This is a genomic window from Streptomyces sp. YS-3 (genome assembly GCF_045257485.1).
GTDB lineage: Bacteria > Actinomycetota > Actinomycetes > Streptomycetales > Streptomycetaceae > Streptomyces.
In genome coordinates, this window is sequence record NZ_JBJHPC010000258.1 from 1 (window position 1) to 9,909 (window position 9,909).

Genomic DNA, 9,909 nt, shown 5'->3' on the forward strand with positions numbered 1-9,909 from the left:
GTACTCCCCCGTGCCCCCCTGACTGTCACGTCTTCGCGTGACTGGTGTGATCAGGACGTCGGAGCCAGCATTGCTACATGTCGGTTACTCGAACTGGCCATGTAGGACACAGGTCTAAGCTGGCACGATGATCGAAGACGGTGCCACGGACCAGGGCAGTGTGACGACCGTGCGGCGCGTCGGCGAGACGATCCGCCGGCCCGCCGGCGAGTGGACGCCGGCAGTGCACGCCCTGTTGGACCACCTGGAGGCGGCGGGCTTCAGCCGGGCCCCGCGCGCCCTCGGCACCGACGGCGTCGATGAGGTCGTCTCACTGCTGCACGGCGAACCGGCGTTCAGCCCCTGGCCCCCCGCCCTGCGCTCGACCACCGGCATCCAGGAACTAGGATCCTGGCTACGCGAGTACCACGCAGCGGTCCGCGACTTCCGTCCCCCCGCCGACGCACGCTGGCGCGGGCAGGAGGAGCCATGGCGGCCTGGCATGATCATCCGACACGGCGACCTCGGCCCATGGAACTCCATCTGGAACGGTGACCGGCTCGTCGGCTTCATCGACTGGGACTTCGCCGCGCCCGGTCACGCCCTCGACGACCTCGCACAACTCGCCTGGTACGCGATACCCCTGCGCCCCATTGCGCAGCAGCAAAGGGAAGCAATCACCGGGGACACCACGCTGCGAAACCGCCTCCATGCCCTGTGCGCCGCCTACTGCGCGCACCCGGCAGCCGTCCTCGACGCCCTGGACAGCCTCCAAACCCGCGAGACAGCCCGCATCCAACGACTAGGCAGCCTCGGCCAGGAGCCGTGGGCTACGTTCCTCGCCCGCGGTGACGCGGAAGAGATGCAGGCCGAACGCTCCTGGCTCCGGACGAACCGCACCTCCCTCCTCGACCATCCGGCCCCGGCATGATCGCCAAGGACGGACCGATGTCCCGGCGTCCTGCCCGACGGTAGCCTCGGTTTCCTGCTCCTACAGAGGGCGCAGCACCCGCTCCGCAAAAACGAGTTGCCTACGCTCGGCGCCCGCCCCGGCCAAATGCTTGGTCAGCGCCTGTTGCCGAGCACATCCAGCTCGGCACGACGACCCGCAATCTTCTCCAGCGACGACACGACTTCTCTCCGGTACGACCAAGCACCCGCCCGCCGATCGCCAAAGGCGCCGGGTGGCGAACAGGCAACGATCCGATGACGCGAGGGCACTTCTCTGCGTTGATCACGCCGTTGGCTCGCGCCGCAACCGTCACCTGACGGCGGACAGGCGGCGCCGAAGCTCCTCCTCCGGGACGTCTTCCACGTGGGTGAGAAAGACCCACATGTGCCCCGAAGGGTCCTTGAGGATGACGGTGCGGTCACCGTGAAACGTGTCCATCGGCGGCTGGAGGATCTCGGCGCCGGCGGCCTCTGCACGCTCCGCCAGGCCGTCGACGTCCGGCACATAGACATGCAGCATGACCGACGTGCTGCCGCCGAGCGAGGCCGGCGCGGCGAAGGAGCCCGGTTTCGGCTCATCCTCGCCGGCGTCGCCCAGCATCAGCACCGACCGCCCGACGGTGATCTCGGCGTGCAGAATCCCGCCGCCCGGAGCATCGATCCTGAAGTCCTCGCGGGCGCCGAACGCCCGTCGGTAGAAATCGATCGCCGAGACGGCGTCGTCAACCATGATGTGCGGGATCACGGCATAGCGGTAACGGTCGGGGATCTCGATGTGGGCTGTGCGCTCGGTCATGGCGAACTTCTTCCAAAGGGCGCCGCTGGGCAGTTCCCGCGGCTCTGGAACGAACCTAGAAGCTCAAGTTCGGTCGAGGTCAAGCGCCGATGTGCCCGCTGAAGGCACCCGTCTGCAGGGCACATCTCCGCCAGCAGCACGCGGTGAGAGCGTCCGCCAGCGATCTTGGTGACAGGCAGTCTGTTTCGGCGACGAGAGGGACCGGGCAGTCGGCGTCGCGCTCCGAACCGGATCGTTCGCGCCCCAGTGCAGGGGCCCGCCACACACTCCCGCCATGGCCGCTCGGCTCTGCGGCATGAGGCCGAGCCAAGCCAGGATCCCGGTCGCCTCGTGCGTCCTCCGCACCGAAGTCCCGCCTTCGGTGTGGACGAGCGGCGTTGATGTATCCGTACCGGCAGTGTGTCGGGGCCCGCCCCGCCCTGACTACCTTCGCCGCTGCCGGCCTCGCCGACCGCGTCGACTTCGGCATCCGCGGCTGACCCCACGTATGCCGGGCCCGTACACGGGACGTACCGGGGCGCCGACCGGCACAGACCCGTCGCAACGGTCGGCCGACGCCCGGCGCTCCCAACCTCCCCGCACGCCACACACCTTGAGGCCGAAGACCGCACGCATTCACTCACTGTCCTGCTGATCGTCCTCGCGACTGAGGCACGTTGCCGCCCGGCGGAGCCGGCGGTGGCCTTCGACGATGGCGGTGACGATCGTGAACGCGCCCCCTGCGGCTCCCGCGAGGTTACCCGCGCGCTCGGTGAGGGGGATCCACTGGCTCATGATCGGTGTCCTGTCCGTCAGCGGTTCGGCGCCGCTGAATCGGTCCTCGCGTGACACCTGGGGGAACAGGCGCGTAGGCGCGGGTGGCCAAGGGCAGATCGACCGACCGGAGCCGGTGGCCGGATAAGCCCGGCTCGAGTGGGACAGCCGTGAACCGCCGCCCGCGTCTCTTGACACGGAGTACGTACGATAGATCGCCCCTACCGAGTTGCTCGACCGCACTGCCGAACTCGCCGAGCTCGCCGCTTTCGCTGCCGGTGGTCCGGCCGGAAGCGCCTATCTGTGGTGGCAGGCCCCCGCTTGGGCGGGCAAGTCCTCCCTGATGTCGTGGTCCATGCTGAACCCGCCGCCGAACGTGGATGTCGTCTCGTTCTTCGTGACGGCCCGGTTCGCCCTGCACAATGACCGGTAGGCATTTCTCGAAGCCGTCTCGGAGCAGCTCGCCGTCCTGGGCAGGAGTGGGGCATGGGGCGCCTCCTCCGCCGAGGAAACTCCGGGAGGCGCACCTGACCCGGCTCCTGGAGGCCGCCGCAGCAGCCCGCCTTCGACGCGGCCGTCGCCTCGTGCTCGTCGTGGACGGCTTGGACGAGGACGCGGGGCTGGCCCGTGATGACCCGGCCTAAAAGCGGCTAACACAATGAGCCGAGGGTCAGTGGCTGACCAAGCAGCAGCCAGGGCGAGTGACCATACGGCAAGTGCTGGACAGAAGAACGTGTGGGCGAGTCTCTGTACGTTCAGGACCGCTCCGTGCAGCCCGGACCGGTGAGGCGCTGGACGGAACCTGCACCTACTGCCAGGACCATGAGAACCGCGGTGCAACCGCCCAGCAGCATGACCGCGGACGGAGAGGTGCGGTCCAGGACGACTCCCCCTACGAGTGCACCAATAGAGATTGTTGCCTGGAAGGAGGCGGTGAACAGCACCGATGCCGCTTCGGGGGCGTGCGGCGCAGCCTTGGCGAACCAAGTCTGCGACGCGACTGGTACGGCGCCATACGCGATGCCCCACACAAGCAGCAGTATCACTGCTCCCGTCTCCCAGCGGCCCAACACTGGAAGCAGGAGGGTCACCGCGGCGATCAGGCCGGCCGCGAGCCCGAGGGTGGTCCGCGGATACTCGGCCACCCAGGCACCGCCCAAGAAGTTGCCGATAATGCCGGCGGCACCGTAGAGCAGCAGGAATGCAGTGACCAGACCGTCGCTGGCCTGGGTGACCTGCGCCAGGAATGGTGTCACGTAGGTGTAGGTACCGAAATGAGCCAGCACAACGAGGAACGTCAGCAGGAGTGCGAAGCGGGTGCCGGCGCTACGGAGCATGCCGCCGAGGACGCTCAGTCGGGTGGCCTGGACCGGAGGAAGCGGCGGTACGAATAAGAGCAGCATGACCAGTACGCCAACTGTCAAAGCTCCCATGACAGTGAAGGCCGTTCGCCATCCGGCGAGATCTCCGATGAAGGTGCCCGTCGGCACGCCGAGGACGGATCCCAGCGGGACCGCAGAGAAGATCACAGCAGTTGCCCTGCCGACCGAAGCCGGCGGCACGAGTCGCTCCGCCAACCCCACCCCGATCGACCAGAAGCCGCCGATCGTGATCCCGACCATGATCCGGGAGGTCAGAACGAGCCAGTAGTCGGGTGCCGCGGCGGCAAGGAAGTTCGCCAGTGCCAGCAGGAGTATGAAGATGCAGAGCATCAGTCGGCGATCGAAGCGTGCCGTGGCCGCGGTGACCAGTGGAGCGGCGATCGCCGCCAGGAAGCCGGGCATGGTCATCATCAGTCCGGCCATCCCGTCCGAGACGGTGAAACTGGATCCGATCGAGGTCAGCAGACCGATCGGCAGGATCTCAGTGGTGACGATGGCGAAGAGTCCCAGCATCACCGAGACCACGGCCAGCCACCCCATCAGCGGGGATCGGGAGGAATGGAGTTGGCCGTTGGCTGAAGCAGTGGTGGTCATGGCGTTCCGTCCTGTGAAAGGCAGCGCGTTTCGCGATCAGTCCAGCAGGTCTCATCGAGAGGTGGCTGGCAGATCTGCGACGGCACCGTTGCCTTCACGGGTGATGTCGCATTCCCGCCGACAACGGCCAACGCAGTGAAGTGCCTTGGTCCTAGCCGTGGTGTCGGCAGGTCGGCCTGAGGACTGCCTGCCTTCGATGTCGAAGACCGACTGCGCGCGGCCACGGGCCGTGTCTTCACCACCCGCCCCGGACTGTGGCAACGCCCAAGAGCCGCCAGCCTCTACGTGCTCGCCCACGAAGAGCTCCAGGTCATGGCGAAATCCGCGTTCGGCCCAGCCGGCCTCGCCGCCTAGCGCCGGCGCCTGTGCGACTGGGCCGAGTCCTACCGTCGTCGCGAGTGGCCGCAGGACACGCCCGAATATCTGCTGACCGGCTACCACCGGATGCTGCGGGCAGCGGTCGGCGGTCGGCGGTCGGCGGTCGGCGGTCGGCGGTCGGCGAGGCTTGCCGTCGGAGCGGCCGAGGCGCAAGCCGAGATGCTCTTGTGCGCCGCTGACACGGCCCGTCACGACCGGATGCTCGACGCCTCCGGCGGGGATGCCGCTGCGTCGAGATCGGCACGGCACAGGACTTCCTCCTCAGCCGACGGCGCCCCGACCTCACCCACATGCTGCGTCTTTCTGTCCACCGCAACGAACTGGCAGAGCGCAACTCCGCGCCGCCCGGCTGCCTGCCCGCGGCCTGGGCGGTGCTGGGGCGACCCCACCGGGCCGAGGTGATCGCCCGGTCCGGCTCCGACGGCTTCCGGCAGAAGCAGGGTCTCCTCTCGCTGGTGGAGGGCCTGGCCGAAGCCGGCGACGGGACCCGTGCACACGAGATCGCCCGCGGATTTTCCGGGCCGGAGGACCGGGACGCCGCGCTCGCCGCGCTGGCGCGAGGGGCTGCCAGGGGCGGTGACCTGGAACAGGCGGAATCCGTGGCCGTAGGCGTCGCCCAGCCCGTGTACCGGGCCACCGCCCTGGCGGCCGTGGCCCGGTCTGCCGCGAGCAGGCGGACAGAAGACCTCACAAGCCATCGCAGAACATCACACTGAGTGCCCGCTCCCGACTCGCCGCCTCGCTCGCCTGAACGGCTCAGCCCGTGTACGTATTCGCCGCGGACCTCCCCGTCTCGATGCGCTGTCGCCACCACGTGGCTGTTCTTAACGGAAGCTTGACGCCCTCGGACGCCTCATCCACCCGCCCGCACGTCACTCTCTGCATACGCTGGTGCCGCCGTCCGCGTGATGGCTGGAAACACACGCTGAGCCGCACGTCAGGAGAGCACGCCGATGGCGACCACCGAACACCCGCCTCCGAGCCGGATACGGACGTGGATGTTGCAGGGTCTGTCCGACATGGGCAAACCCGGGGGCCACACCGGGCCGCACGCCGAGCCGGAGAACCCGCACAAGGGCCAGCGCTGGTGGCGGGTCATGTGCCTTACCGGCGTCGACTACTTCTCGACCCTGGGCTACCAGCCCGGTATCGCAGCCCTGGCGGCCGGACTCCTCTCCCCCGTCGCCACCATCGTGCTCGTGGTCGTCACCCTGGCCGGCGCCCTACCGGTCTACCGGCGCGTGGCAGAGGAGAGCCCTCATGGCGAGGGCTCGATCGCGATGCTGGAGCGGCTGCTGTCCTTCTGGAAGGGCAAGCTCTTCGTCCTGACCCTGCTGGGGTTCGCCGCCACCGACTTCCTGATCACCATCACCCTTTCCGCGGCGGACGCCTCCACCCACCTGATCGAGAACCCACACCTGGAAAGCACTCTGCACGGCAAGCAGATGCTCATCACGCTGATCCTCGTGGCGCTGCTCGGCGCCGTGTTCCTCAAGGGATTCCTGGAGGCGATCGGCGTCGCGGTGGCCCTGGTCGCGGCCTACCTCGCTCTCAACGTCGTGGTCGTGATCGTCGGCTTGTGGCACGTGGTCACGGAGGGACACGTCGTCACCGACTGGACCAGCGCCCTGACCGCCGAACACGGGAACATCTTCGTGATGATCGGTATGTCGCTGCTCGTCTTCCCGAAGCTCGCACTCGGTCTCTCCGGCTTCGAGACAGGCGTCGCGGTCATGCCGCACGTCCAGGGCGATCCTGGCGACACCGAGGAGCAGCCGAAGGGCCGCATCCGGGACACCAAGAAGCTGCTGACAACGGCTGCCCTGATCATGAGCGTCTTCCTGATCGCCACCAGCTTCATCACCACCTGGCTGATCCCGAAGAAGGAGTTCGAGACCGGCGGCCAGGCCAACGGTCGCGCTCTCGCCTACCTGGCCCACAAGTACCTGGGCAACGCCTTCGGCACGGTGTACGACGTCTCGACGATCGCCATCCTGTGGTTCGCCGGCGCCTCCGCGATGGCCGGACTGCTCAACCTGATGCCCCGCTACCTCCCGCGCTACGGCATGGCCCCGCACTGGGCCCGTGCTGTGCGCCCCATGGTCATCGTCTTCACCCTGGTCGCCTTCCTGGTCACCTGGATTTTCGAAGCGGATGTCGACGCCCAGGGCGGCGCCTACGCCACCGGCGTCCTGGTCCTGATGTCCTCGGCCGCGATCGCCGTGACGATCGCCGCGCGCAAGGCGGCGCAGCGGGGCTGGACCGTCGGCTTCGCGGTCGTCTCGGCAGTCCTTCTGTACGTGACGGTCGTGAACGTCATCGAGCGCCCCGACGGTGTCAAGATCGGCGCCTGCTTCATCGCCGGCATCGTCCTCGTCTCCCTGCTCTCCCGCCTGGCCCGCGCCTTCGAGCTGCGCGTGACCAGCGTGACGCTCGACGACACGGCGGAACGATTCGTACGAGACATGGCCAGCCGGAAGATGCGCTTCATCGCCAACGAGCCCGACAGCCGGGACCAGGCCGAGTACCGCGACAAGATCGATCAGATCCGGACGGACAACGACATGCCGGATCAGGAGGACTTCGTCTTCGTCGAGGTCACCGTCCTCGACCCGTCCGAGTTCGAGGCAGGCCTGACCGTACGCGGCGAGGTCCTGCACAACCGCTACCGCGTGCTCACCCTGGAGTCCTCATCCATCCCCAACGCCCTGGCGGCACTGCTCCTCCACGTACGTGACACGACCGGCTGCATTCCACACATCTACTTCGAGTGGACCGAGGGCAACCCCTTCCACAACTTCCTGCGCTTCTTCCTCTTCGGCCAGGGCGAGGTAGCCCCGGTCACCCGAGAGGTCCTGCGCGAGGCCGAGCCCGACCGCGACCGCCGTCCCCGCGTCCACACGGGCTGAGCGTCAGAGGGCCCGCCCGTCATGGTTCGCCCCGCCCGGGCGTCAAGGGTCCCGGCGGGGCGCCAGCCGCCCCGCCGCGCAGAGCGGGGCTCGCGCCCGCCGTTCACCTGCGTGATCAGCGTCTGACTGGGGTTGCACTGATCTTCGCGAACAGCACGGAAACAGTGGCCGAGGGCTGCGGCAAGGGGCGGGCGGAGTCGCTTTGGCACGCTCGTACGGACGGCGACAAGCACCGGGCAGCTGCGTCTCCCGAGGAGTATCCGTACGAACCGGCGCCACCTCCCCCCTCCTGCCGAGTGGCCCTTGGCGCCACAGCAACGACAAACTTGCCCGCCATGGCGCCATGTGGCTTGCCATGGCGCCATGGCGGTGCCATTATTGCGTCATGGACCTCACTCCCTACGTGGATAACCTCCGGCACGAGCTCGCGGTCGCCGCCGAGGCGGGTGGCGAAGAAGCCCGTGCCCTCGCCCAGCGGCTCACCACTCCGCTCGAATCGGCGGCCCGACTCACCCTGCTCAACGCCCTGTCCGACGCGATGGACGAGGTCACCCGCGATTTGGCGCCCGGCTCGGTTGACGTACGCCTGCGAGGGCTGAACCCCGAGTTCGTGGTGACGGCGCCACCGACCGCCGACGCCTTCGAAGAGGCCCGCACAGCAGTGCAGGCGCCGCAGCCTCCGACGGCAGCCCCCGTCGACATCGAGGATGGCGCCACCTCACGCATCAACTTCCGGCCGCCGGCCCACCTCAAGGTCCGGGTCGAGGAGGCCGCGAACCGCGAGGGCCTTTCGGTCAACGCCTGGCTGGTCCGGGCCGTCGCCGCCGCCCTCGAACCCACGACGGACCACAGCCGGAAAAACCCGACCGGGCGGAGCACCGGGGGCGGTCAGGGCTTCACGGGCTGGGTTCGCTAGCCACAACCGGGAGCGGCTTCAGCCACACCCGGCCGCAGATTTCGCCACAGTCGGCCGCGGCTCCCGCCAGTTGTCCCAAGTCGCCGTCGCACCACGCATTCCAACCGAACACGCACCTTCACTGACACAAAGGACGGCACAGCCATGCCTACTTTCGACACCCCGCAGCCCCTCTCCGCCACCATCGACATCCAGGTCGGACATGCACGGATCATCGCGGGCAAGCGCATCGACACCGTGGTCGAGGTGACGCCCAGCGACCCGGGTAACAAGCAGGACATCCAGGCGGCGGAGGAGACCGTGGTCACCTGCGCGGACGGAAAGCTGCTGGTCAAGGGGCCCAGGAAACGTTCCCCCTTCGGCAAGTACGGTGCGGTCGACGTGACCGTGGAGCTACCTGCGGGCTCGGAGCTGACCGGCAGTACGGGCCTTGGCGATCTCATCGTCGAGGGGCGGTTCGGGAACTGCCGTCTGACGGTCGCCGCCGGGAACATCGAGCTCGAAGAAGCTGCCGACGTACACCTGAAGACCACGCACGGCGACATCAGCGTCGACCGCACCACGGGCGAGGCGGAGATCTACGGGTCGGGCCGAGTGCGAGTGAGCCGGATCGATGGCACGGCGACCATCAAAAACATCAACGGGGCGACGGTGATCGGCGAGATCGGCGGCGAGTTGCACGTCAAGTCGTCCAACGGACCGATCAACGTCATGCGCGCCGAGTCCTCGGTCACCGCGAAGTCGGCGAATGGCGCCATCCGCGTCGACGAGGTCGTACGCGGACGGGTCACGCTGGAGACCTCTGCCGGGGGCCTGGAAATCGGCATCGCCGAGGGCACCGCCGCCTGGCTCGATGTGCGTTCCAAGGCGGGCCGCGTACGCAACGAGCTGGGAACAGCGGACGGCCCGGACACGTCCGAGGAGACGGTCGAGGTCTACGGCCGCACCAGCGTGGGCGACATCGTGATCCGCCGCGCGTAGTTCCCCGGCCGGGGCCCCAGGAGACCCCGCTTCGTCGGCGGAGCGTCCCCACGCCCCGTCCACCGCCAAGGCGCCCTTGCTGCCGGCCTCCGGGCTGGAGCGAGGGCGCTTTCGCGTAACCCGGCCCTCGCATCCCCAGGGTCAGACACGCCGACGCCACGGGTTCCCATTGAATGGCGCCACATGTGCTCGACATGGCGCCATTCATGTGCCACTCTGGTGACATCGACAGCGATCGAGGCGCCATACCGGCGCTCGACGTAAGGAGAG

9 protein-coding genes are annotated in these 9,909 nt (G+C 68.2%); 6 read left to right on the top strand and 3 right to left on the bottom strand.

Features of this window, described 5'->3' with window-relative positions; genetic code table 11:
* The first annotated feature begins 127 nt into the window (after nucleotides 1–127).
* On the top strand, nucleotides 128–910 hold the full coding sequence (locus ACJA3G_RS20895; RefSeq protein WP_406554540.1) for a phosphotransferase: 783 nt from the start codon (nucleotides 128–130) through the stop codon (nucleotides 908–910).
* Between the two features lie 330 nt (nucleotides 911–1,240).
* Here the strand turns inward: ACJA3G_RS20895 and ACJA3G_RS20900 are convergent, their stop codons facing one another.
* Nucleotides 1,241–1,726: a VOC family protein gene (locus tag ACJA3G_RS20900; RefSeq protein ID WP_406554541.1), complete on the bottom strand. Its 486-nt coding sequence runs from the start codon at nucleotides 1,724–1,726 to the stop codon at nucleotides 1,241–1,243.
* Between the two features lie 615 nt (nucleotides 1,727–2,341).
* Nucleotides 2,342–2,500 (bottom strand): hypothetical protein, encoded by a 159-nt coding sequence (locus tag ACJA3G_RS20905; protein WP_406554542.1) that lies wholly within the window; start codon nucleotides 2,498–2,500, stop codon nucleotides 2,342–2,344.
* A 208-nt stretch (nucleotides 2,501–2,708) separates the two neighbouring features.
* Between ACJA3G_RS20905 and ACJA3G_RS20910 the strand changes: the two genes are divergently transcribed.
* Nucleotides 2,709–2,912, top strand: a complete 204-nt coding sequence (locus tag ACJA3G_RS20910; RefSeq protein WP_406554543.1) for a hypothetical protein — start codon at nucleotides 2,709–2,711, stop codon at nucleotides 2,910–2,912.
* Between the two features lie 322 nt (nucleotides 2,913–3,234).
* Here the strand turns inward: ACJA3G_RS20910 and ACJA3G_RS20915 are convergent, their stop codons facing one another.
* Nucleotides 3,235–4,401, bottom strand: coding sequence for an MFS transporter (locus tag ACJA3G_RS20915; RefSeq protein WP_406554548.1), 1,167 nt, complete (start codon nucleotides 4,399–4,401; stop codon nucleotides 3,235–3,237).
* 722 nt (nucleotides 4,402–5,123) lie between these two features.
* Between ACJA3G_RS20915 and ACJA3G_RS20920 the strand changes: the two genes are divergently transcribed.
* The 4 genes from ACJA3G_RS20920 to ACJA3G_RS20935 all read left to right on the top strand — a co-directional run bounded on the left by ACJA3G_RS20920 (nucleotide 5,124) and on the right by ACJA3G_RS20935 (nucleotide 9,639).
* Nucleotides 5,124–5,549, top strand: coding sequence for a hypothetical protein (locus ACJA3G_RS20920; protein WP_406554544.1), 426 nt, complete (start codon nucleotides 5,124–5,126; stop codon nucleotides 5,547–5,549).
* Nucleotides 5,550–5,786: 237 nt separating this feature from the next.
* A complete protein-coding gene (locus tag ACJA3G_RS20925; RefSeq protein ID WP_406554545.1) occupies nucleotides 5,787–7,742 on the top strand; it encodes an amino acid transporter in 1,956 nt (651 codons plus the stop codon).
* 385 nt (nucleotides 7,743–8,127) lie between these two features.
* The gene (locus ACJA3G_RS20930; protein ID WP_406554546.1) at nucleotides 8,128–8,658 is read left to right on the top strand and encodes a hypothetical protein; all 531 of its coding nucleotides are present in this window, start codon (nucleotides 8,128–8,130) and stop codon (nucleotides 8,656–8,658) included.
* Nucleotides 8,659–8,802: 144 nt separating this feature from the next.
* Nucleotides 8,803–9,639 (top strand): DUF4097 family beta strand repeat-containing protein, encoded by an 837-nt coding sequence (locus tag ACJA3G_RS20935; RefSeq protein WP_406554547.1) that lies wholly within the window; start codon nucleotides 8,803–8,805, stop codon nucleotides 9,637–9,639.
* Nucleotides 9,640–9,909 lie beyond the last annotated feature (270 nt).

Coding starts and splice junctions, on each gene's coding strand:
- ACJA3G_RS20935 (WP_406554547.1), top strand. CDS start 8,803: ATGCCTACTTTCGACACCCCGCAGCCCCTCTCCGCCACCATCGACATC.
- ACJA3G_RS20900 (WP_406554541.1), bottom strand. CDS start 1,726: ATGACCGAGCGCACAGCCCACATCGAGATCCCCGACCGTTACCGCTAT.
- ACJA3G_RS20905 (WP_406554542.1), bottom strand. CDS start 2,500: ATGAGCCAGTGGATCCCCCTCACCGAGCGCGCGGGTAACCTCGCGGGA.
- ACJA3G_RS20915 (WP_406554548.1), bottom strand. CDS start 4,401: ATGGGGTGGCTGGCCGTGGTCTCGGTGATGCTGGGACTCTTCGCCATC.
- ACJA3G_RS20895 (WP_406554540.1), top strand. CDS start 128: ATGATCGAAGACGGTGCCACGGACCAGGGCAGTGTGACGACCGTGCGG.
- ACJA3G_RS20920 (WP_406554544.1), top strand. CDS start 5,124: ATGCTGCGTCTTTCTGTCCACCGCAACGAACTGGCAGAGCGCAACTCC.
- ACJA3G_RS20925 (WP_406554545.1), top strand. CDS start 5,787: ATGGCGACCACCGAACACCCGCCTCCGAGCCGGATACGGACGTGGATG.
- ACJA3G_RS20930 (WP_406554546.1), top strand. CDS start 8,128: ATGGACCTCACTCCCTACGTGGATAACCTCCGGCACGAGCTCGCGGTC.